The 20951-nt window shown below is 66.2% G+C and carries 22 protein-coding genes; 4 read left to right on the plus strand and 18 right to left on the minus strand.

Annotated elements, in window-relative coordinates; all coding sequences use genetic code 11:
* Positions 1–16 precede the first annotated feature (16 nt).
* The 5 genes from CEY11_RS01560 to arsC all read right to left on the minus strand — a co-directional run bounded on the left by CEY11_RS01560 (position 17) and on the right by arsC (position 4770).
* Positions 17–2017 carry a PIG-L family deacetylase gene (locus CEY11_RS01560; RefSeq protein WP_143322647.1) on the minus strand — a complete coding sequence of 667 codons (2001 nt, stop codon included), beginning with the start codon at positions 2015–2017 and terminating at the stop codon, positions 17–19.
* 303 nt (positions 2018–2320) lie between these two features.
* A complete protein-coding gene (locus tag CEY11_RS01565; protein ID WP_233154672.1) occupies positions 2321–3007 on the minus strand; it encodes an RES family NAD+ phosphorylase in 687 nt (228 codons plus the stop codon).
* A 7-nt stretch (positions 3008–3014) separates the two neighbouring features.
* Complete coding sequence (locus CEY11_RS01570; protein ID WP_088601610.1) at positions 3015–3452, minus strand: MbcA/ParS/Xre antitoxin family protein; 438 nt, start codon at positions 3450–3452, stop codon at positions 3015–3017.
* A gap of 79 nt (positions 3453–3531) precedes the next feature.
* On the minus strand, positions 3532–4404 hold the full coding sequence (locus CEY11_RS01575; protein ID WP_088601611.1) for a DMT family transporter: 873 nt from the start codon (positions 4402–4404) through the stop codon (positions 3532–3534).
* Between the two features lie 21 nt (positions 4405–4425).
* On the minus strand, positions 4426–4770 hold the full coding sequence (arsC, locus tag CEY11_RS01580) for an arsenate reductase (glutaredoxin) (RefSeq protein WP_088601612.1): 345 nt from the start codon (positions 4768–4770) through the stop codon (positions 4426–4428).
* Between the two features lie 437 nt (positions 4771–5207).
* On the opposite strand from arsC, the gene CEY11_RS01585 reads away from it, so the two are divergent.
* On the plus strand, positions 5208–6053 hold the full coding sequence (locus CEY11_RS01585) for an RsiV family protein (protein WP_332888352.1): 846 nt from the start codon (positions 5208–5210) through the stop codon (positions 6051–6053).
* 423 nt (positions 6054–6476) lie between these two features.
* On the opposite strand, the gene CEY11_RS01590 is transcribed toward CEY11_RS01585, so the two are convergent.
* The 5 genes from CEY11_RS01590 to mltG all read right to left on the minus strand — a co-directional run bounded on the left by CEY11_RS01590 (position 6477) and on the right by mltG (position 11503).
* Positions 6477–7406 (minus strand): ankyrin repeat domain-containing protein, encoded by a 930-nt coding sequence (locus CEY11_RS01590; RefSeq protein WP_408608095.1) that lies wholly within the window; start codon positions 7404–7406, stop codon positions 6477–6479.
* A gap of 279 nt (positions 7407–7685) precedes the next feature.
* Positions 7686–8456: a TatD family hydrolase gene (locus tag CEY11_RS01595; RefSeq protein WP_088601615.1), complete on the minus strand. Its 771-nt coding sequence runs from the start codon at positions 8454–8456 to the stop codon at positions 7686–7688.
* Between the two features lie 242 nt (positions 8457–8698).
* On the minus strand, positions 8699–9739 hold the full coding sequence (holB, locus tag CEY11_RS01600; protein WP_088601616.1) for a DNA polymerase III subunit delta': 1041 nt from the start codon (positions 9737–9739) through the stop codon (positions 8699–8701).
* A 115-nt stretch (positions 9740–9854) separates the two neighbouring features.
* Positions 9855–10493: a dTMP kinase gene (gene tmk / locus CEY11_RS01605; protein WP_088601617.1), complete on the minus strand. Its 639-nt coding sequence runs from the start codon at positions 10491–10493 to the stop codon at positions 9855–9857.
* On the minus strand, positions 10493–11503 hold the full coding sequence (gene mltG, locus CEY11_RS01610; RefSeq protein WP_088601618.1) for an endolytic transglycosylase MltG: 1011 nt from the start codon (positions 11501–11503) through the stop codon (positions 10493–10495). The genes tmk and mltG overlap by 1 nt, the downstream gene beginning before the upstream one ends.
* A gap of 232 nt (positions 11504–11735) precedes the next feature.
* Here mltG and ygfZ point away from each other — a divergent pair, with 232 nt between their 5' ends.
* The gene (gene ygfZ, locus CEY11_RS01615; protein ID WP_456297767.1) at positions 11736–12713 is read left to right on the plus strand and encodes a CAF17-like 4Fe-4S cluster assembly/insertion protein YgfZ; all 978 of its coding nucleotides are present in this window, start codon (positions 11736–11738) and stop codon (positions 12711–12713) included.
* A 230-nt stretch (positions 12714–12943) separates the two neighbouring features.
* Here the strand turns inward: ygfZ and mmsB are convergent, their stop codons facing one another.
* From mmsB to CEY11_RS01640, 5 genes are all read right to left on the minus strand, one after another.
* The gene (gene mmsB, locus CEY11_RS01620; RefSeq protein WP_088601620.1) at positions 12944–13828 is read right to left on the minus strand and encodes a 3-hydroxyisobutyrate dehydrogenase; all 885 of its coding nucleotides are present in this window, start codon (positions 13826–13828) and stop codon (positions 12944–12946) included.
* 87 nt (positions 13829–13915) lie between these two features.
* Positions 13916–15064, minus strand: a complete 1149-nt coding sequence (locus CEY11_RS01625) for an enoyl-CoA hydratase/isomerase family protein (RefSeq protein WP_088601621.1) — start codon at positions 15062–15064, stop codon at positions 13916–13918.
* A complete protein-coding gene (locus CEY11_RS01630) occupies positions 15061–16215 on the minus strand; it encodes an acyl-CoA dehydrogenase family protein (protein WP_088601622.1) in 1155 nt (384 codons plus the stop codon). Before CEY11_RS01630 ends, CEY11_RS01625 begins: the two co-directional genes overlap by 4 nt.
* Before the next feature lie 93 nt (positions 16216–16308).
* Entirely contained in the window at positions 16309–16626 is a 318-nt protein-coding gene (locus CEY11_RS01635; RefSeq protein WP_088601623.1) for an RnfH family protein, read from the minus strand.
* On the minus strand, positions 16619–17050 hold the full coding sequence (locus CEY11_RS01640; protein ID WP_088601624.1) for a type II toxin-antitoxin system RatA family toxin: 432 nt from the start codon (positions 17048–17050) through the stop codon (positions 16619–16621). Before CEY11_RS01640 ends, CEY11_RS01635 begins: the two co-directional genes overlap by 8 nt.
* Before the next feature lie 74 nt (positions 17051–17124).
* On the opposite strand from CEY11_RS01640, the gene smpB reads away from it, so the two are divergent.
* Positions 17125–17586, plus strand: coding sequence for an SsrA-binding protein SmpB (smpB, locus tag CEY11_RS01645; RefSeq protein WP_088601625.1), 462 nt, complete (start codon positions 17125–17127; stop codon positions 17584–17586).
* 108 nt (positions 17587–17694) lie between these two features.
* Here the strand turns inward: smpB and CEY11_RS01650 are convergent, their stop codons facing one another.
* Together CEY11_RS01650 and CEY11_RS01655 are read right to left on the minus strand one after the other, a co-directional pair.
* On the minus strand, positions 17695–18627 hold the full coding sequence (locus tag CEY11_RS01650; RefSeq protein ID WP_088601626.1) for an SPFH domain-containing protein: 933 nt from the start codon (positions 18625–18627) through the stop codon (positions 17695–17697).
* A gap of 61 nt (positions 18628–18688) precedes the next feature.
* Positions 18689–19117 (minus strand): NfeD family protein, encoded by a 429-nt coding sequence (locus tag CEY11_RS01655; RefSeq protein ID WP_088602005.1) that lies wholly within the window; start codon positions 19115–19117, stop codon positions 18689–18691.
* Between the two features lie 351 nt (positions 19118–19468).
* On the opposite strand from CEY11_RS01655, the gene CEY11_RS01660 reads away from it, so the two are divergent.
* Positions 19469–19963: a DUF2501 domain-containing protein gene (locus CEY11_RS01660; RefSeq protein ID WP_088601627.1), complete on the plus strand. Its 495-nt coding sequence runs from the start codon at positions 19469–19471 to the stop codon at positions 19961–19963.
* 288 nt (positions 19964–20251) lie between these two features.
* On the opposite strand, the gene CEY11_RS25900 is transcribed toward CEY11_RS01660, so the two are convergent.
* Positions 20252–20920 (minus strand): methylated-DNA--[protein]-cysteine S-methyltransferase, encoded by a 669-nt coding sequence (locus CEY11_RS25900; RefSeq protein WP_269845242.1) that lies wholly within the window; start codon positions 20918–20920, stop codon positions 20252–20254.
* Between the last annotated feature and the right edge of the window lie 31 nt (positions 20921–20951).

Genomic DNA, 20951 nt, shown 5'->3' on the forward strand with positions numbered 1-20951 from the left:
ATCTCCTTAGTGTCTTCTATTTAGCCAACGCCGCCGCCCCGGTCTCGGCCTTGGCCGACAGCACCGGCGCCTGGAAGGGCCCACTGGGCACGATGCCCGGCGGCAGGCTGTTGAAGGACTCGCCGCCGTCCGCGGCGGGCGCCGGCAGCAGCCTGGGCGCATGCCATTTTCCGCCACTGCGGGCCCACAGCCAATAGTCTTGCCTCGAACCGGCGCTGCGTCCCGCCACATAAAGCGTATCGCCTATGGTGCGCAGGGCGGGGGCGGAAGCAATACCCGAACCGAGGCTGGTGACCGCGCCGCCTTCCAGCAGCCACACAGAACCGTGCTCGCGCGCCAGCGCCGCAACCACCACCGCACCCATCGGGCTCAGGCCTATGGCCGGGCGCCCCACATAAGCGATGCCCATATCCTCGGGCGCGCGCCAGGCTTGGTCGGGGGTGCCGGCACGCAGCTGCGTCAGGCCCAGCATGTGGCCGGAACGGCCGTCGCGCGCGTACAGTTGTATGAGCCCGCGGGCATTGCGCCGCGCGGCCAGGCCGCCCGACACCGTCACGCCGCGGATGCGGCTCCACGCCGCCCAGCGCCCGCTGCCGTCCTGCGCTTGCCAGGTAGCCCACAGCCCGCCCTTGCGGTCGGCGGCGAAAACGGCCGGATCGCCGTTGGCGTCCAGCGCCAGCGCCGCGTCCCGCAAGGCGTCGGCAAGAACGGGCAGCCGGCTCCAGCGCCACGGCTCTACAGCGTCGGCCTGCTGCCGAACGGCATAGTGGAAGGCGCCGTCGTAGCCCATGGCCAGCAGTGTGCTGCGGCCCGCGGCGCTATGCGCCACCAGCGGCAGCTCGACCAGACGCGGCCCGGCCAGCATCTGCCAGGCGGCCCAGTGTCCGCCGGAAGCGCGCGCCCGCGTCCATAAGCGCCCGTTGGCGCCGCGCACCAGGATCTCGACCGTGCCGTCGAACCGATTGTAGATGGTGGAGCTGCCCGCCACGCGCCCACCCAGCGCGAGCCAGCGCCCCAGACGCGAATCGCGCACATTGGCCGCCGAGTTGATCTCGCCGGTGGCGCACAGCACATAGCCGCCGGCAGGCTCCGCGGCCAGGGCCGGCGCCAGGGTGTGGCGGATCACGTAATAGGTGCGGCCCACCCAGGACAGCGCCGGGCCCAGAGGCTCCTTGCAGCCGATCGGGCCCTTGGCACAATAGCGATAGTCGTCCCAGGCGTAGTGGCGGAAGGCGCCGGTCTTGCCGGCCACCTCGGCCAGGGTCAGGTTGCGGTGGCGCTCTTGCGTCGGGTAGTCGACATAGGCGACTTCGGCATACGTGCCCGGCGCCCGCGCCATGGCGGCGCGCACCAGGCGCGCGCTGGCGATATGGTCGGGGTGGTCGTGGCCCACGCAGCGCCAGCACAGGCGGGTGTACGGAATGGCGACGGTGTCATCCATGTGCCGGATATCGGTGGGACGATAATCGCTTATGATCGCCGCCAGCGTATCCACCAGCCCCGCCCGGTCATAGGTTTCCACATAGGGGCCCAGCGATTGCGCGGTCGTGCCCGGCTCCGACTCGGCGCGGCTGAGCGGCGTCAGGCTGCCCCAGCCCTTGCCCAGCCACGGATCCTTCAGGCGCATGTATATCATCGAGACGCGCGGATTGCCGTTCAGGAAGACGTGCGCCAGATGCCGCCCATCCAGCGCCAGCACATCCTCGGTCCAGCTGTTCGGGGTGCCGGCGATATAGGCATAGGCGGCGCGCACGCCGCGGGCGCGGCCCATCATGTAGCCTATGCCCTCGCCGCGCTCGGCCGCGGTCAGGTAGACCACCTGCACGCAGCCGCCGGCATGGATGGTGGCCTGGATGTCGGGATTCATGAACAGCAGGTCGTCGTCCTGGTGGGCGACGAACACCAAGTCCCGGATGCCGTGGCAATCGGCGGCGGCCTGGGCCGCCCTGGCGGAAACGTGGATACAGACACAGGCCAGCGCGCCGCAGCAGGCGGCGAGCCATCGTCGAAGACTCACAGGAATCCTTTGTGATCAGCGCAGCCGCAAGCACGCCGCGGCACGGGCGGGCGCGCTTGCGGCCTGTATGGCGCGCGCCCCGCAAGCATGGAAGATGCGGCGGCTGTGATTTTATGCCTAAGCGGCGCGCTCGGGTATCAATCCGTTACGGGCCGCTTTGCCAAAACCCGGTGCTACGGCAAAAAAGCAACACACGCCGCCCGCATGGGCCAGGCGGCCAACGGCAACTTCGGGGCTCAGGCAATACCCGACGCCACGCGGGCCCGGACGGTGGCATATCGCCCTCGGGCGCCGCGCGGTATTTCAGCGCGGCAAGGGCTGCACGTGAGCCTCTGGCGTACCCGACCAGCTCAGCTGGTAGGCGGCGGCACGCCGCACGTTGCCGACCAGGGCCGGGCGGAAGCAGGCCAGATTGGTGCCTCCGGGACGCCGCACGCTGGGGTAGACAATGCCCATGGAGCCGAGTTCCAGCAAGTATTCCGCCAGGGCCTGGGAGGCGATATAGCTGCCCGGATCCAGGCAGTCGGCACAGGCTGCAGCGTTGCGCAGATCATGGAAGTCGCTGCTGAAGTCCGCCAGCAGCGCCTGGTAGCTGACCGTATCGTGGAAGTAGTCGATTTCCTGGTATTCCACGGTTTTATGGAATATGACCTCGGCCAGCGCCGTTTCGATCTCGAAAGAGCAGTACCAGCAGCCGCGCTCGCCGCTGTTGAAGCGGCTGCCTTCGGGGCGCGGATAGGTGTAGGCGGCGTTGATGATGCGAAAATTCGGCACGCCGAACACCAGCTCGTCCACGCCTATGCCGGGCAGGCCGCCGCGCTCGCCGGCCAGGCGTTCGTTGGTGGCGTTGTCCAGGTCGAACAAATCGGCCAGATGCGCGGCGTCATCCGACAAGGGCTCGAGCACCGAGTCTTCCTGGTCGGCGAAGCGCGAAGGCAGCAGCCGGCAGGTGTCGTAGCGGCGCAGCAGGACGGTGGGCGGTGTATGCACGGGGCCGCTACAGGCCGCCGCGGCGGGCGTCGAGCAGCTTGCGCACCATCTGCATGGCCAGTATGCCGCCTTCCTGCATATAAGCCAGGGGCGTGCGGCCGGCAAAGACCGCATTGCGGTTGGGCAGGTTGACCCAGCGGTCGGCCAGATCGTCGCCGTACAGAATGTGCAGCGCCTTGTAGATGCCGATCAGGTAGGAAATGCGGGTGATGCGGTCGACCTCGAGCACGCGCGCGGGCTTTTTCTTCCATTCGTAGAAGGCGCTAGCCGACAGGCCGCCCAGCAGGACACAGGCGTCTTCGTCGCGCAGCGACCAGGCGCGCGCCAGCTTGAAGAACCCCTTGAGCGCGGACGCCGACAGGCGCTCGCGCGCCTCGCGGGTGTTGAGGTCTATTACCTTGGCCGGCTCGAACCGGCTGACCGGGTATGCATAGGCAAGGTTCATGGTGATTTCTCCGTATGTGGATATATTACACTCCATATCTGGAGAAATAAAGCCTGACCCAGCGTGTGCGTACCCGCCGTCAGGGCCGCGCCAGGAGCACCACGCCGGCTATGATCACCGCACAGCCCAGCAGGCGCCCCGGCCCCACTTTTTCCTTGAGGATCAGAAAGCCCGCCAGTGTGCCTATCATCAGCGACATTTCGCGCAGCGGCGCGATCTGGCTGACTTCCCCGCCCTGGCGCAGGGCGTACAGCACCAGAATATACGCCAGCGGAGACAGCAGCCCGACGATGAGCGCCGGCAGCCATTTGCCGCGCATGCGTTCCCAGTACAGCCTGCGCCGCACCCAGGCGTCCGGCGCCATCATCATGGTGATCGTCAGGCCGGTGCACCAGTCGAGCACCACCGGCGAGATGCGCAGGTTCTTGACGCTGTAGGCATCGGCAACCGTGTAGCAGGCGATCAGCACGCCCACCAGCAGGCCCCAGCGCACGCCTGTCCAGGCACGCGGCTGCTTGAAGATACTCAAATTGCCTTGCGTGGCGATGAGCAGCACGCCGCCCACCACACAGAACATGCCGGCCACCTTGCCGACCGAGGGCGTGTCGCCCAGCCATAGATAGGCGCCCGCACTGGCCAGCAAAGGCCCGGTGCCGCGCGCGATCGGGTACACCACGGACAGATCGCCCACTTGGTAGCCGCGCTGCAGGCACAGGCCGTAGCCCAGGTGGATGACGGCGCTGAGCACGATGAAGCCGACCGCCGCGACGCTCCATACCGTGGCGCCGACCCACAGCTCGTACACCACCCACGGCGCCAGCAGCAGCGTCGAGCAAACCCGGTAGCCGAGCACGAATGCGGCGCCGCCCGAAGACGCCCGCTTGGCCAGCAGATTCCATGTAGCGTGGAATACCGCCGACAGAAAAATCAGCGCAAAGACTTGGGCGGACATGCCGCGGCGCGATCGCTGCGGCTACAGGATGTCTTGCAGCACGTCCGCGGGGCGGCACAGCCGCGTGCCGCGCCCGGTTACGACAAAGGGCCGGTTGATCAGCACCGGATGCTCGAGCATCGCCGCGACAAGCCGCTCGTCGTCGACAGCCGGATCGTCCAGCTTCAGTTCCTGGTACAGCGCCTCTTTGCTGCGTACCGCCTGGCGCACGCTAAGCCCGGCATCGGCGATCAACCGCAGCAGCTCGTCGCGGCTGGGAGGCGTTTTCAGGTATTCGATGATTTCGGGGTTTTCGCCGTGTTCTTGAAGCGCCTGCAGCACGGTGCGCGAAGTTCCACAGCGGGGGTTATGGTAGATGCGGGTCATGGATTCGGGGCGTAAATTGCTTTTAATGGATATACAATGGATAGCATGGCAGCCGGCCTCGCCGGCCCATGAACAGCGGCCCGGCGGCGGGTGTCGGCATACGGGCGGAGCAGCAGGCAGGCCAAGTGCAACGCAAGCCTCATAGTAGCCCAATCCGCTGCGCGCCATCGGGAAGCCGCCATGGATTCACGGCGGGCAAGGCTCGGCGCTGGCCGGCAAGGCGGCCAGCGCCGAGGCAAGCAAGCCGCGCAGCGCCAGGCCGCTTGCTATTGTTTGCCGCCAGCACGCAGCGCCTGTTAAAGTGTGCGTGGCCCAACCCCGACCTGGCCCAGGGTTTTCAGGTACTCGCCCACGCGCAGGCGAAACAGGCGGCCGGACGCACCGGCAACCTGGTGCGCCGGCATTGCGCATAGGCGCGGCCCCCAAGGATCGTACGAATGAGCCCGATGACAACAACCCGCCCGATGGCCGCCACGGCATCCCGCGCACGGCCAGGCCGCTGGCTGCTGGCGCTCGCCGCAGTCGGCGTGCTGGCCGGCTGCGGCGGCGGCCCGGCCCAGAACATATCCCTGATTCCAGGCAACCAGATCGAGGCGCAGAGCCGCCGCGACGGGCTGTTCGTCCAGCCCGTCAAGTGGCAGCACACCAAGCCGGGCTGCCAGGGAGAGTGTCCCAGCATCAAGCTCGAATCCCTGGTGTTTCCCAGCGTGCCGCGCCTGACGCAGCTGGTGGATCACGCCCTGGCCATGATGACCGGCGTCAATGCAAAGCGCATCCCGCCCTATTCCACGGTGGCGGGCTACGAAGAGTATTTCTGGAAAACGGCGGCGCCGCGCGACTCGACGATGCTGTCGGCCAAGGCGCGCTACCGCAGCAAGTACCTGACCGTGATCGAGCTGGACACCTGGCAGTATCTCACCGGCGCGGCGCATGGGCTTTCCGCGACCCAGTTCCTGAACTGGGACAACAGCCGCCAAGGGGTACTGAGCCTGGATCAGGTGCTGCTGCCCGGCAAGCATCAGGCCTACGTCGAGGCGCTGCGCGCCGCTCACCAGCGCTGGCTTGCGAGCAATCCCGATGCCCGGCACGACCCGGCCACCTATAACAGGCTGTGGCCGTTCCAGCCCAGCGACAACTACGCGTTCAGCGACGACGGGCTGGTGGTGAAATACGATTCGTACCAGATCGCCCCTTATTCCGCGGGCCAGCCCGAACTGCGCATCCCGTATGCGGAACTGGCCGGGATCCTGAAGCCCGAGTACTTACCTTCGGCGTCCCGCTAAGGCCTAGCTGAAGCCAGCTAAAGCAAGTTTGGCTCAAGTGTTTACCGGGTTTTCGTGGCGCTTGCCTAACGAGGATGGCAGTTGCGGCCACCCCCGAGGATGAAAGAGGCTTCTTTCACATTAATGCAATGCTTCGAAGCATGTAAATACCTGAACTGAAAATGTTCTAAAGCCTCGTTAGGGCCGGCACTCGGCGGCGTGCCCGTTGCCGGCCAATACGAGGCCGTGCCCGGCGGCAAGATACGGTTCAAAGCCTGGGTACGCTCAAAGCCTGGGTACGCTCAAAGCTTGGGTACGCTCAAAGCCTGGGTATGCTCAAAGCTTGGGTACGCTCAAAGTCCAGGTACCCTCAAAGCCTGTACGAGGCGGCGGCCCCTGGCTGGCGCCGCGCGCCAGGCGGCGCGCCTGGCGCGGTTTCGGGTTTCAGTTCGGCACCGGCTTGCCGGCATTGTCCTCGGGGCTGAAATATTTGGCCGTCGAGTTCTCCGAGCCTGCCCCCTGCCCGGCAGACGCAGGCTGCGCTTCCTGCTGCGCGGCAGGCGCGGCGCCGGTCGGCGCGACACCGCCGCCGGGCACGCCAGCCTCACCCGGTGCCGTGGCGCCTGCGCCGTCCCCGGCCGGGGCACCGGCCGGCGCCTGCCCCGCCTGCCCGGCCGTATCGCGCGCGTGCTGCGCGGCGCGTTCGGCCAGCGTCTTCTGGATAAGCGCATGCAGATGATCCGCCAGCTCTTCGTGCTTGCCCAGGCGCGCCCAGTCGGCCGCGTCGTGGCCGCCCATGTTCTGCACGATGGGCACCGCGCCCTTATCGAGCAGGTATTGAACGACGGGCTGGCTGCCGGAAAACGCCGCCATCATCAGCGCGGTGGTGCCGTCGGGCGACGGCGCATCGATAATGGCGCGATGCGCCACGAGCATCTGCACAGTGTCCAGGTGCCCTTTCGAGGCAGCGTACTGCAAGGGCGTCCAGCCCAGCCGGTTGACCTTGGCGCCGCGCGCGATCAACGCCTCGGCGCGCCGGGTCTGGCCCACCACCGCCAGATACATCAGCGGTGTCTCGTTATTGATATTGGTGACGTTCACCTTGGTGCGGCGGTCGGCGGCCAGTACGTCGTAGACGTGCCAGGCGCCGTCGCGCACGGCCTGCATGATGGCCGGCTGGCCCTTGGCGGTAACCGCGTTGGGATCGGCGCCCTGCGCGAGCAGGGTCTTGATGTCCCCGGCGCGGTCATTGGCGACGTCGACCCACCAGTCCGCAGGCACCGCGGCTGCGTGCGCGGCCGCACACAGCGCAAGGCCGGCGCAGGCCAGCATAGCCTTGTCCCATTTTGCCCAAACCGTTGCCACATGGGGAATCTTATAAATATTCATAATAATCAATATATTACAAATTAAATTTAAACTACTTTATTTAAAGTGAATTATTTAAAATAAATTATTTAAAGTAATTTCTAGAGAGCAAATCATCAAAGAACAGCCAGCAACGCCAAGCAACAGGCCGGGGATGCCGGCACGTCGGCACGTCGGCACGTCGGCACGTCGGCACGTCAGCACGTCAGCACGTCAGCACGTCAGCACGTCAGCAGCACATGATAAGCCTCAAAGCCATCTGCTAATGAAATAATTTACTTTAGATTAATTTTCTATCTTATTGAATAATTTAAAAAAATTATCAGTGGAATATTTTGCGACTTCGGCTACGGGCATCTCTCGCAGCTCGGCGATCTTTTCCGCCACGTGTATCACTTTTGAAGGATCATTCAGTTTGCCCCGATGCGGCACCGGCGCCAGATACGGGGAGTCGGTCTCGATCAGCAGGCGTTCCAGCGGCAGCTTGCGAGCCACGTCCTGCAAGGCCGCGGCATTCTTGAATGTGACGATGCCCGAGAGCGAAATATAGAAATTCATCTCCATGGCGGCTTGCGCCACTTCCCAGCTTTCGGTGAAGCAGTGCATCACGCCGCCGCATTCGGCCGCCCCCTCTTCCTGCATGATGCGCAAGGTGTCGGCGCTGGCCGAGCGGGTATGGATGATGAGCGGCAGACCGCTGGCGCGGGCCGCGCGTATGTGGATGCGGAAGCGTTCGCGCTGCCATTCCAGCGGCTCGGCCAGGCGAAAGTAATCCAGGCCGGTTTCGCCAATGGCCACGACCTTGGGCGTGCGCGCCAGGCGCAGCAGCTCGTCCAGGGTCGGCTCGGTGATGTCTTCGTAGTCGGGGTGCACGCCCACCGAGGCATGCAGCTGCGGGTGCGCATCGACGATTTCCATCAGCCCGGGCCAATCTTCCAGGTTGACGCTGACCACCAGGGCGCGCCCGACATTGTTGTGCCGCATGCGCTCCAGGATGCTGGGCAGGTCGCGGGCAAGATCGGGAAAATTCAGATGGCAATGGGAATCGACGTACATGCAAGGCTCGGAAGGGGGGCGGAATACGGCCGCCTGGGCTTGCCTCGATTTTAACCCTCAGGCCGTGATTCCATTTTTAAACCGACCCTGTGCTCAGGAACAGGCTCCAAGCCTCGCTCGCCCCCGCCCCAAAGGGCGGGGTTTGCGCCCTGGCTCGCGATCCGCTTGGCTTGCCGTACCGGGTGAGCTGCCTGCGCTGCGCTTACGCGTTCACGATTGAGTTTAGGAATGGAATCAGGGAATCAGGCGCCCGATGCGCAAGCCTGCGCCACGCGCTGCAGCACGGCGTGCGCGAACAGTTTGGCATTGAGCGGGTGCCCCGCCAGCGCACGCTGCTGGCCAAGCCATCTGCCGGTTTCGCCCAGGCTGGCGAGATCCGCATGCTCGGCCGCGCGGCGTATGCCTTGTTCCGCCTGTGGAAAATAGCGCAGGGGCGCGGCGGAGGCAGCCAGCAGCAGATCCAGGAGCAGCCGCTGCAGGGCATCGATCCAGACGGCGGGCGCCTCTTTTTCGAGCTCGTCGGCCAGCTCGCCGATATCGGGCGCATGGCCATGCGCCAGTGCCGCGATCAGGCGTTCCAGCCACTGCGGGCATGCCGCTGTGCGGCTGCGCGCGAGCTCCAGCGCCGCCAGCGGTGCGCCACCCGCCGCCGCCAGCCAGGGTTCGGCCTGAGCCACGCCCTGCCCGGCCAGCCAGGCCAGCGCCTCGTCCCGCGCGGGGACGGCCAGAGGCAGGCGCCGGCAGCGCGATACCAGGGTAGGCAGCAGGCGGTCGGGTGCGTCGGCGACCAGCAGGAAAACCGTGTGCTCGGGGGGCTCTTCCAGCACCTTGAGCACGGCGTTGGCCGAAATCGCGTTGAGCGCCTGGGCCGGATACAGCACCGCGACGCGCCAGCCGCCGCGGTGCGTGGCGGTGTTGAACCAGGAATGCAGGGCGCGCAGCTGATCGACGCGTATGTAGCGCGACGGCGCCGTCTTGGAAGCCGTTGCGGCCTCTTCCTCGGCCTCGCCGCCCTCTTCCACGGCCACGGCATCGGGGCGGATGCGCCGCAGATCCGGATGATTGCCCGCAGCCACCCATAAGCAGGCCGCGCAATGGCCGCAGGCCAGGCCATGCCGGGGCGATTCGCACAGCAGGCTGGCGGCGCCCGCCAGCGCGAACTGCCGCTTGCCCGTGCCGGCCAGCCCGTGTATCAGCCAGGCGTGCGAGAAGCGTTCTCTGCCGGCGAGCCAGGCGCGCGCCGCATCGGTCTGCCACGGCAAGAAGGCGGGAATGGCGCTCATGGGCGTGCGCTCCGCGCCCGCCACCCTGCGGGAAGAGACGCGTGTCTTGCGGGCAGCGGCGCGTATCCCGAGGGCATAAGCGCACGTCCCGCGGACGGCCAGGCGTACGGCCCGTTCATGTACGCTCCCGCCAGTCCCGCAGCAGGGCCTGCAAGTCTTCGGCCAGCTCGCGGCGCACCATCTCGATGGAGCGGGTGGAATCGATGATGTGTATGCGTTGCGGACACTCGCGGCCGCGTTCGTGATAGGCCTGGCGCGTACGCTCGAAAAAAGCGCCGTTCTCGCGTTCGAAACGATCGGGCTCGCGCGCGCCCGCCCGCCGGCCGCGCGCCACCTCCAGCGGCACGTCGAACAGCCAGGTGCGGTCGGGCTGCAGATGGGGATGCACCCATTGTTCCAGCACGCGGATCGGCTCTGCGCCCAGCCCGCGCCCACCGCCCTGGTAGGCGTAGCTGGCGTCGGTATAGCGGTCGCACACCACCCAGTCGCCGCGCGCCAGCGCCGGCTCGATGACCTGCTCTATGTGCTCGCAGCGGGCGGCGAACATCAGCAGGGTCTCGGTCTTCAGGTGCATGGGCTGCTCGAGCATCATGGCGCGCAGCGCCTCGCCCAGCGCCGTGCCGCCGGGCTCGCGGGTGGCGACGACCGGCAGGCCCTGGCCGCGGATCGCGTCGACCAGCCATTGCACATGCGTGCTCTTGCCCGCGCCGTCCAGGCCTTCCAGGGTGATGAAACAACCGCGTCGATTCTGCATCAGCGCCCCGACTTCAGTATGTATTTGGACACCGCCCGATTGTGTTCCGGCAGGTTTTCGGAAAACTCGCTGGAGCCGTCGCCGCGCGCCACGAAGTACAGGTACTTGCTGACCTCGGGCTGCACCGCCGCCATCAGCGAAGCCCTGCTCGGGCTGCAGATCGGCGTGGGCGGCAGGCCGGCGCGCGTATAGGTGTTCCAGGGCGTGTCGGCGTTCAGGTCGGCCTTGCGCAGCTTGCCCTGATAGGCCGCGCCCAGCCCGTAGATGACCGTGGGGTCGGTCTGCAGCGGCATGTGCAGGCGCAGCCGGTTCATGAACACCCCGGAGATGCGCTTGCGATCGGCGACGTTGGCGGTTTCTTTCTCGATGATCGAGGCCAGGATCAAAGCCTGGTACGGAGACTCGATCGCCAGGCCGGGATCGCGCTCTTTCCAGACCGAGGCCAGCAGTTGCTGCTGCGCCTTGTAGGCGCGGCGCAGTATGTCGAAATCGCTGGAGTCGGGCACGAACACATAGGTGTCGGGAAAGAACAGGCCTTCGGGACTGCTTTCCGTGGCGCCCAGGCGCTTGAGCAGCTCGGCGTCGGAAACATCCTGCAGGGTGTGGCGTATCTGCGGGTTGTCGCGCAAGGCCTGGCGTATGCGCTGGTAGGTCCAGCCCTCGACCAAGGTGATGCGTGTCTGGGTCATTTCGCCGCTGGCCATGCGCGCAAGCAGCGTCAGCGGCGTGTCGCCGGGCTCGGTTTCGTAGGCGCCGGCCTTGATCAGCTTGTCGCTGCCGCTGGCGCGGGCAAGCCAGACAAAGGCCTCTTCGTTGATGCGTATGCCCGCCTTGCGCATGGCCTGGGCCACGGCGCGCGGCCGGCTGCCCACCTCGACCAGATAGTCGATGCGCGGCGCGGCAAGCTCGACGGGGCTGTGCGCCCAGTGCCAGGCCGCCCAGCCGCCCGCGGCCACCAGCAGCACGCAGGCCAGCAGCCCGTAGAGGAATATCGATGCGACTTTCTTCATTGTCTCAAGTGTAGCCCGGGCTCGATGCGTGGTCATGGCAGCGCCGATCCGGCAAGCCCGCTATCATAATCGCTGTACCCCTTTGTGTCTTTTAGATGTCTTTCCCATGCCTGCCGATACGAACCTCCACACTGCAAGCGCCATCGGCGCCCCGAACGCTCCTTTCTTTTACTGCGCGCGGCTGCGCGATCTGGCCGTGATCGAGATAGCCGGCGCCGACGCGGTCTCCTTCATGCACGGCCAGCTCACGCAGGACGTGGCGGGCCTGCCCGCCGGGCGCGCGGCGCTGGCCGGCTATTGCACGCCGAAGGGACGCCTGCTGGCCACCATGGTCTTGTGGCACGCGCAGGCAGGCAGCGAACCGCCCAAACTCTACGCCATGGTAAAGGCCGACATCGCCCAGGCCCTGGTGAAACGCCTGTCCATGTACGTGCTGCGCGCCAAGGCCAAGCTGCGCCTGACCGCCACACCGGTCACCGGCCTGCTGCCCCGTGGCGAGGCGCAAGGCCCGCTGCCGGCATCCGAAGCCGCAACAGGGCTCGATACGCCATTGCCGCCCGCGGCCGAGCTGGCGGCATTGCCCGCCGACCCGCAACCCTGGGCCGTAGTGTCCGGCGCCGCGGGCTTTTTTATCGCCGCGCCGACCGCCCCGAACCACGGCCCGCGCTGGTGGTGGATCGCCACCGAGCCGGGCGATGCGGCGGCCGGGCTGCCGCCGGAAGAACCGGGCCAGGCCGGCGCGGATGGCGCCTCGGCCGGCACGCTGGCCGAGGCGTGGCGTGCGCAGGACATTGCCGCGGGCCTGCCGTGGATATCGGCCGCCACCCAGGACATGTTCATTCCCCAGACGCTGAACCTAGACTTGATCGGCGGCGTCAACTTCACCAAAGGCTGCTATCCGGGGCAGGAAATCGTGGCGCGCAGCCACTACCGCGGCACCGTGAAGCGACGCATGGCCGGCGGCCGGGTCGCCACGGCTCTAGCGCAGGCCGCGCAATTGGCCGGCCGCGACACCTACGACGCCCAGCGCCCGGACAGCCCCTGCGGCCGTGTGATCGACGCCGCGGCGAACGCGGGCGCGACCGTGCTGCTGATGGAAGTGCAGCTGGCCAGCCTGGACGACACCGCCTACCGGCTGGAAGCCGCCGACGGGCCGGCGATCGCGCTGCAGGCGCTGCCTTACGAGATCGCCCCGGCCGAACAGGGCTAGGGCTTTTTTTTGGTTCAGGCCTCTACACCCTTCGAGGCATTGCACCAGGCCAGAGCCACGAAAAATCCCTGAACAGTCAAGCTCAAATCGCCCTAGCGCGTTTTTGGTTCAGATGTTTACACCCGCCGCGCCTTTAAAGGCGCGGCATCAGGTATGCCGTGAAAATTCGGTAAACATTTGCACCGAATTTGCCCCAGAACCTGCCCGCAGGCACGAGGCCGCGGCCGCGCTTATTTCTTGTACAGGCCCAGGATGCTCGAGAAATCCAGCGGCCCGTTGCCCGCCGCGCTGTGCAGCGAATACAGGTTGCGCGCCAGCTCGCCCAGCGGCGTCGAGGCCCGCGCATGCAGCGCCGCCTCGGCGGCCAGGCCCAGATCCTTGAGCATCAGGTCCACGCCGAAGCCGCCGGCATAGCCCTTGGACGCGGGCGCCTGCTCCATCACCCCCGGCCAGGGGTTGTACAGCTCGGTGGCCCAGTTGCGCCCCGAACTTTTCGAGATGATGTCCGACAGCACCTTGGGATCCAGCCCATTGGCTACGCCCAGGGCCAGCGCCTCGGCGGTGCCCGCCATCAGGATGCCCAGCAGCATGTTGTTGCAGATCTTGGCGAGCTGTCCCGCCCCGGCCGAGCCGGCGTGAAAGATGTTCTTGCCCATCTTTTCCAGATAAGGCCGCGCCGCCTCCAGCGCCTCGGCCTCGCCGCCGACGATGAAGGTCAGGGTGCCTGCCGCCGCGCCCGCGGTGCCGCCCGACACCGGCGCATCGATCATGCGTATGCCGCGTTCGGCCGCGGCCTGCGCCACCTTGCGCGCCGACTCGGCGGCAATGGTGCTGCACTCGATTACCAGCGTCGTGGGCGCGATGTGCGCGAGCAAATCGGTGTCGCCCAGATACAGGCCCTCTACGTGGCGGCTGGCCGGCAGCATGGTAATGGCCACGTCGGCCCCGGCGACCGCCGCGCGCGCGTCCGGCGCGGACTGCGCCCCGGCGTCGGTCAATGCCTTGACGGCCGCCGGCACCAGGTCGAATACCACCAGCTCGTGGCCGGCCTTGAGCAGATTGAGCGCCATCGGGCTGCCCATGTGGCCCAGGCCTATGAATGCAATACGGCTCATGTTGTCTCCTTGTGTGCAAAACAATGGTTGCGGGCTCGAGCCCGCGGATTGGATAGGCTCGGGCTTGCCTCGGCGCCCTGTCGCTGTTTATCCGGTTTGTGGCCGGGCTTCCAGATCCGCAAGCGGATGCGCCTGCCGCGCCGGCCAGGGCTGCTTAAAGAAGCGCTCTACCCATGCGGGCGTAGCATCGGCCAGCCGCGCCGGATTCCATTTCGGGCTCTTGTCCTTGTCTATGAGCAGCGCGCGTATGCCTTCGCGGAAATCGCCTTCGACGCCGCAGTGCAACGACACAATGTATTCCTGGCGGAAAGCGTCGGCCAGCGACAGCAATTGGCTACGCCGCAACAGCTCGAAACAGAGCCGTGCCGAGCCGGGCGAACCGGCCCGGTGGGTTGCCGCGGCGCGCTGCAGCCACGGATCGTCGGACGCTTGCAGATCGGCGATGTAGGCGCTGATGGCGGCCAGATCCGCCCCGTCGCAGGCGTTGTTGATGGCCTCGTAGTGGCGTTGCAGCGGCCCGGATTCTTGCGCTGCGAGGCCCGCGCCGGCCTCGCGCAGCACGCGGCCCAGCTGTATGTCGGCGGCCCTGCGCTCGCCTGGCCAGTCCAGCGCCCGCAGTTGCTCGAGCACTTGCGGCCACGACGCCGCGGGCAGCACGTAGTCGGCCAGGCCCAGCATGCGCAGATCGCCCGCGCCCAGCTGGGCGCCGCTCAAGGCGAGGAAATTGCCGATGCCGCGCGGCAAGCGGCTCAGCATCCAGGTGCCGCCCACGTCCGGAAACAGGCCGATGGTGATCTCGGGCATGGCGAAACGCGTCGTTTCCGTGACCACGCGATGGCTGGCGCCCATCATCAGGCCAACGCCGCCGCCCATCACGATGCCGCTACCCCAGCACAAGACGGGCTTGGAATAGGTATGGATGTGGTAGTCGAGCCGGTATTCCACCTCGAAGAAGCGGCGCGCATAGGCGTTGTCCCAGGCGCCGCCGGTGTTTTCCTGCATGGCCTGGTACAGCCCGTGCAGGTCGCCGCCGGCGCAAAAGGCCTTGCCACCGGCGCCGGCCAGCACCACCATTGCAATGGCGGCATCGTTTTCCCACAGCGTGAGCTGCTCTTGCAGCAGCTCGCACATTTCCAGCGTCAGGCCATTGAGCGTCTGCGGCCGGTTCAGCGTCGCCACCCCTATGCGCCGCTGCCCTGCGCAGGCCAGCACCTCGAACTGCACCGCGGAATTCATCGTATGTCGGCTCCTTTTTCCAGCACCTGGCGCGCGATGATGACGCGCATGATTTCGTTGGTGCCTTCCAGTATCTGGTGCACGCGGCTGTCGCGCACCAGGCGCTCCAGCGGGTAGTCTTTCAGGTAGCCATAGCCGCCATGGATCTGCTGCGCATCCAGGCAGACCTGGAAGCCCAGGTCGGTGGCCAGGCGCTTGGCCATGGCGCAATACGTGCCGGCCTGCGGGTCTTGTGCGTCGAGCCGGGCGGCGGCCAGGCGCACCATCTGGCGCGCGGCGACGATGTGCGTGAGCATGTCGGCCAGCTTGAACTGCAGGGCCTGGAAGTCCGCCAGCGCGTGCCCGAACTGGCGCCGCTCGCCCATGTAGCGGCGCGCCGCGTCGTAGGCGCCCTGGGCGGCGCCCACCGAGCAGGTGGCGATATTGATGCGCCCGCCGTCCAGCCCCTTCATGGCGAAGGCAAAGCCCTGCCCTTCCGCACCCAGCAGGTTTTCGGCCGGAACCTCGACGTTCTCGAAGCTGATCTGGCGCGTGGACTGGCTGTTCCAGCCCATTTTGTCTTCCTTGCGCCCATAGGTGATGCCGGGCAGGCCGGCCGGCACCACCAGGGCCGAAATGCCCTTGGGCCCGGCGCCGCCGGTGCGCGCCATCACCACCAGCACGTCGGTGTCGCCGGCCCCGGAAATAAAGGCCTTGGAGCCGTTCAGCACATAAGCATCGCCGCGCTTCTCGGCGCGCGTGGCCAGCGATGCGGCGTCCGAGCCCGCGCCGGGCTCGGTCAGGCAATAGGAGGCGAGCTTCTCGCCGCTGCACAGTTGCGGCCCCCAGGCCTGGCGCACGGGCTCTGTGGCCCACGAGCCTATCATCCAGGTGGCCATATTGTGGATGGTCAGGAAGGCGGTGGTCGAAGGGTCGTGCGCCGCCATTTCCTCGAACACCAGCGTGGCATCCAGCCGCGGCAGTCCCAACCCGCCTATGGATTCCGGCGCGTAGATGGCGCAGAAGCCCAGGGCTCCGGCCTGGGCGAAGGCGTCCCGCGGAAATATGCTCTCGGCATCCCAGCGGGCGGCGTTCGGCGCCAGCTCGCCGGCGGCGAATTCGCGCGCCGCCTGGACGAAGGCCTGCTGTTCGTCACTGAGGCGAAAATCCATGGCTTGTCTCTTCCTTGTTCTTGGCGGCCCGGGAGAGCCCGGGGCCGTTCAGTTACGCCGTCCGTGCAGGGCCGGCTGCTGCGTTTTACTATATCATCCGGCGCCCTTCCCGGCGGCCCGTTTATGGGCGGCGCGGCGCCGGCGCGACTCTTGCGGATCGAAATCCAGCGGCCGATAGATTTCCAGGCGATCGCCGTCCTGCAGCACGTGTTCCGGCGCACAGGCGCGGCCATACACGCCGATCGCAGGCAGGCTGGATGCGTAGCCGGGATGGCGGCCAGCGTGGCCGCTGGCCTCGAGCGCCTGGGCGGCAGTGGCGCCGGCCGGCAATTGCAGCGCCACGCGCCACACACCGCCCGGCGCGGCGTATACGACCTCGATATTGATTGTGGCGGCAGCGCCTTCAGCCATAGCGGGACTGGGCGCGCTGCGTGAAAGAGTCGATGAAGCTGGTGGCGATGCGGTTGAATACCGGGCCCACCACGGCCTCCAGCGCACGGCTGGAAAACGCGTATTCCATGGTGTAGATCACCTTGCAGGCGTTTTCCCCCAGGGCCTTGAATTCCCAGGTGCCCTTCAGCGCCGAGAACGGGCCGTCGACCAGATTGAAGGTGATCAGGCGCGGATAATCGTGTTCGTTGCGGGTGCTGAACGACTGCTTGATGCCGGCAAAGCTGATGATGATCGAGGCCTGCATGCCGTGCTCGTCGCGCGCGCGCACCTGGGCGCCGCCGCACCACGGCATGAAGTCGGGGTATTTTTCGACGTCGGCCACCAGGTCGAACATTTGTTCGCAGCTATGGGGAACCAGGACTGAGCGTTGTACAGTGTGCATCGAGCAAGGTTAATCGATAGAATGTCCTGATTTTACCTTCTCCGGACGCAGCACCCCTGCGCAGTACCGTTTATATGAGCATAGTCGAGAACCGCAAGGCCAGCCACGATTACTTCATCGAAGACCGTTATGAAGCGGGGCTCGTGCTCGAGGGCTGGGAAGTCAAGGCCATACGCGCCGGGCACGTGCAGCTCAAGGAAAGCTACGTCATCGTGCGCGACGGCGAGCTGTGGATCATAGGCATGCACGTCAGCCCCCTGCCCACGGCCTCGACCCACATCCACCCCATGAACACCCGCAGCCGCAAACTGCTGCTCAAGGCCGAAGAAATCAGCAAGCTGATCGGCAAGGTGGAACAGCGCGGCTATACCCTGGTGCCGCTGAATCTGCATTACCGCAACGGCCGCGTCAAGCTGGATTTCGGCCTGGGCCGCGGCAAGAAGCTGCACGACAAACGCGACACCGAGCGCAACAAAGACTGGGCGCGCGAAAAAGAGCGGATCATGAAGCACGACACGCGCCGCCGCGACGACTGATACGGGGTTGCGATCGCAAAGATAACGGTGTTGCTTCGCCTTGCCGTACTATTTGTACTGTCTGCGGCTGCACGCCTTGTTCTCTTTGCGATCGCAAGCCCGGATGATTCAAGCCCCTGGCCCGCTGCCCTTGACCACCGCCATGGCGGTGGCGATCAGCCCGCCCATGTCGGCGAGGTTGGCCGGCAGTATCAAGGTATTGCCCTCGCGCGCCACATTGCCGAAAGCCTCGATGTACTGCTGGGCGACCTTCAGGTTGACGGCCTCTATGCCGCCGGGGTGGCGCACCGATTCGGCCACTTGCGTGATCGCCTTGGCCGTGGCCTCGGCCACCGCCAGGATCGCCGAGGCCTCGCCCTGGGCCTTGTTGATCTGGGCCTGTTTTTCTCCTTCGGAGCGCGCGATGAACGCTTCGCGCTCTCCGGTGGCGATGTTGATCTGTTCCTGGCGCCGCCCTTCGGAGGCCGCGATCAGCGCGCGCTTCTCGCGCTCGGCCGTGATCTGAGCCTGCATGGCGCGCAGGATCTCGGCCGGCGGCGTCAGATCCTTGATCTCGTAGCGCAGCACCTTGACGCCCCAGTTCACCGCCGCTTCGTCCAGGGCGGTGACGATGGTGCTGTTGATGATCTCGCGCTCTTCGAAGGTGCGATCGAGTTCCATCTTGCCGATGACCGAGCGCAGCGTGGTCTGCGCCAGTTGCGTGATGGCCGAGATGTAGTTCGACGAGCCGTACGAGGCGCGCATCGGGTCGGTTACCTGGAAGTACAGCACGGCGTCGACCTGCAGCTGGGTGTTGTCGCGCGTGATGCAGACCTGACTCGGCACGTCCAGCGGGATTTCCTTGAGGGAATGCTTGTACGCTACGCGCTCGATGAAGGGAATGACGAAGCCGGCGCCCGGCGAAAGCGCACGATCGAACTTGCCCAGGCGCTCGATGACCCAGGCATGCTGCTGCGGCACGATGGCAATAGTCTTGACCACGACGACAAAGACCAGCACCACCAGCACGATCAGGACTATGGTGGAAATATCGAGTTCCATGCTTATCACCTCTTGAGTGTGCCCCGCGCGCGGCAAGCCCCCGCAGGCGCCGCGTACGAGTTCAATGTGTAGGGTTCTCGGGGCTTAGCAGCAGCGTGGCGCCCTGTACCGCCACGATGCGGTGCGACCCGGCCTGCCTGGCCGCACCTTCTTGCAGGCGCACTTGCCAGTAAGCGCCGCGATACCAGACCCGCGACGTATCGTCGGCCGACCAGGACTGCACGTCCACCACCTGGCCGATGTCGAGATTGACGTCCTGGTTGCTGGCCGCGTCGACTTCCCGCTTCTTGAGCACGCCGGTCTTGCGCAAAATGGCCAGGCCGACCAGGGTAACCAGCGCCACCGCCAGAATCTGCCCCGCCAGCTGCGAACCCAGCAAGGCCGCCACGCCGCCGGCGGCCAGGCCGAAGGCGAACAGCAGCAAATAGAACGTGCCGGTCATGGCCTCGCCTATCAGCGCCAGTATCGCGAACCCGAACCAGAACCACATTGCATCCCCCTGTGCCCAGCACTGCGCGGCCGCGGCCACGCTCCAATCGATTATAGGCGCCTTCGGCATGAGCCCTTCCGCAGGGGCCGCTGCGGTGGACGCCGCGGCTGCGACCGGCTGTTCCTGCTGTGCCGGGTCGCACTGCTCCTGGCCATAGTGCGCCGCCAGCCCACGCTGCCATGCGCCATGGATCAGGCGCCACAACGAATTGCAAAGCGCCGCCGGCATCCACGCCTATTCACGCACATCCACGCGAGTGAATTTACATTAAATATCAATCCGTGCGGCGATACACCCCTATACTTTTCAGCAAATCTTCCGAGCCATGTCTCATGCTAACAAGGAGTTGCCATGTCCGTCCCACGCACCCTGAATCTACGCCCGGCCTGCTGGGCCGCCCTGTTGCTGTTCGGCGCCGCATCGGTCGCGCAGGCGCAGCTGCTGGATTCCGTCAAAGGCGCGCTCGGCGGCCAGCAAGGCTCCAGCGCCTCGGGCAGTTCGGGTGGCGCCTCTTCGCTGCTGGGCGGCCTGGGCGGCAGCCTGGGCGGGCAATCCATGCCTTCGCTAAGCTCGGTGGGCACCGGCAATATCACCGGAGTGCTGACCTATTGCGCCAAGAACAATTATCTGGGCGGCGGCGATGCGTCCAGCGTGCAGAACAAGCTGCTGGGCCAGTTGGGCGGCGCCAAGTCGGCCCAGTCCGACGCAGGCTACCAGCAAGGCCTCCAGGGCATACTGGGCGGCAACAGCGGCCAGAAGGTCGACCTGGGCGGCGGCGGGCTCAAGCAGCAAATCACCGACAAGGTCTGCGAGCAGGTACTGCAGTACGGCAAATCGCTGCTGTGATGTAATTCCGTTTCTAAATCGATCGTGAACGCGAAAGCGAAGCGCAGACAGTACACCCGGTACGGCAAGCGAAGCTGACAAAGTGCACAGTTGATTTAGAAATGGAATTAGCTTCCGCGGCTGTCCCGCCCGATGCGCTTGGGTCTATCGACCCTGCCCGGCATGCGTCGCGTTGGCGCGCATCCCCAACGCCCGCGCTGCCCCGCGGGCACTACTCCGATAGATGCACCCGACGGATGCGCCGATTTCACACAGGTGTGCCAGGCAAGCCAGGCGCCTGGGCTGCGCTCAAGTCAGCTCGAAGCCTTCCAGCTCCAGCAGCGCCAGCTTGCGCGACAGGCCGCCGGTATAGCCGGTAAGCAGGCCCGAATGCGACAGCACCCGATGGCACGGAATGATGATGGTGACGGGGTTGCGCCCGACGGCGGTGCCCACCGGCCGGCCGTGACGCTGCGACAGGCCGGCATCGCGGGCCACGTCACCGTATGAAACCGCCATGCCGTAGGGAATGCGCAGCAGCGCGCCCCAGACACGTTTCTGGAAGTCGGTGCCCGATACTTCAAGGGGCACATCGAAGACCCTGAGCCTCCCGGCAAAATACTCATCGAGCTGGCGCGCCGTCATGTCGAACAGCGCGGCCACGGCCGGCGGCGTATCGGCCTGCAGCATGCGCAGTTCGGCCGCCTTGGGCGCGGCGCTCCGGCTACGCTCGGGCGCTGTGTCGAACAGATCCGCGGTCTTGCCGGGGCGGGCCCTGAAGCCGCGTATGGGCCGGCCTTCATGCTCGCCCCAGGCCGGCCCCCCCGCGGTGGGCTGAACCGCCGGCAAGCCGTCGACCACCGGGCAATCGGACTGCCCCACGAAATACAGTCCGGCCAGGCCAGTGCCGTTCGCGCACAGCAAGATGGGGCCCAGCGGCGAACTGAGCTGCGCATGGAACATTCGATGCTTCTCCATTATGAAAACGCCCGCGGGCATAACACCTTGC

This window comes from Candidimonas nitroreducens (genome assembly GCF_002209565.1).
Classification (GTDB): domain Bacteria; phylum Pseudomonadota; class Gammaproteobacteria; order Burkholderiales; family Burkholderiaceae_B; genus Candidimonas; species Candidimonas nitroreducens.

Bases quoted from the DNA above. Each gene is read 5' to 3' on its own strand.
- CEY11_RS01595 (WP_088601615.1), bottom strand. From the start codon at position 8,456: ATGTACGTCGATTCCCATTGCCATCTGAATTTTCCCGATCTTGCCCGC.
- CEY11_RS01630 (WP_088601622.1), bottom strand. From the start codon at position 16,215: ATGGATTTTCGCCTCAGTGACGAACAGCAGGCCTTCGTCCAGGCGGCG.
- CEY11_RS01575 (WP_088601611.1), bottom strand. From the start codon at position 4,404: ATGTCCGCCCAAGTCTTTGCGCTGATTTTTCTGTCGGCGGTATTCCAC.
- tmk (WP_088601617.1), bottom strand. From the start codon at position 10,493: ATGCAGAATCGACGCGGTTGTTTCATCACCCTGGAAGGCCTGGACGGC.
- CEY11_RS01650 (WP_088601626.1), bottom strand. From the start codon at position 18,627: ATGGAACTCGATATTTCCACCATAGTCCTGATCGTGCTGGTGGTGCTG.
- ygfZ (WP_456297767.1), top strand. From the start codon at position 11,736: ATGCACGGCCAGCTCACGCAGGACGTGGCGGGCCTGCCCGCCGGGCGC.
- mmsB (WP_088601620.1), bottom strand. From the start codon at position 13,828: ATGAGCCGTATTGCATTCATAGGCCTGGGCCACATGGGCAGCCCGATG.
- mltG (WP_088601618.1), bottom strand. From the start codon at position 11,503: ATGAAGAAAGTCGCATCGATATTCCTCTACGGGCTGCTGGCCTGCGTG.
- CEY11_RS01635 (WP_088601623.1), bottom strand. From the start codon at position 16,626: ATGGCTGAAGGCGCTGCCGCCACAATCAATATCGAGGTCGTATACGCC.
- CEY11_RS01655 (WP_088602005.1), bottom strand. From the start codon at position 19,117: ATGTGGTTCTGGTTCGGGTTCGCGATACTGGCGCTGATAGGCGAGGCC.
- CEY11_RS01660 (WP_088601627.1), top strand. From the start codon at position 19,469: ATGTCCGTCCCACGCACCCTGAATCTACGCCCGGCCTGCTGGGCCGCC.
- arsC (WP_088601612.1), bottom strand. From the start codon at position 4,770: ATGACCCGCATCTACCATAACCCCCGCTGTGGAACTTCGCGCACCGTG.
- smpB (WP_088601625.1), top strand. From the start codon at position 17,125: ATGAGCATAGTCGAGAACCGCAAGGCCAGCCACGATTACTTCATCGAA.
- holB (WP_088601616.1), bottom strand. From the start codon at position 9,739: ATGAGCGCCATTCCCGCCTTCTTGCCGTGGCAGACCGATGCGGCGCGC.
- CEY11_RS01570 (WP_088601610.1), bottom strand. From the start codon at position 3,452: ATGAACCTTGCCTATGCATACCCGGTCAGCCGGTTCGAGCCGGCCAAG.
- CEY11_RS01625 (WP_088601621.1), bottom strand. From the start codon at position 15,064: ATGAATTCCGCGGTGCAGTTCGAGGTGCTGGCCTGCGCAGGGCAGCGG.
- CEY11_RS01640 (WP_088601624.1), bottom strand. From the start codon at position 17,050: ATGCACACTGTACAACGCTCAGTCCTGGTTCCCCATAGCTGCGAACAA.
- CEY11_RS01585 (WP_332888352.1), top strand. From the start codon at position 5,208: ATGAGCCCGATGACAACAACCCGCCCGATGGCCGCCACGGCATCCCGC.
- CEY11_RS25900 (WP_269845242.1), bottom strand. From the start codon at position 20,920: ATGGAGAAGCATCGAATGTTCCATGCGCAGCTCAGTTCGCCGCTGGGC.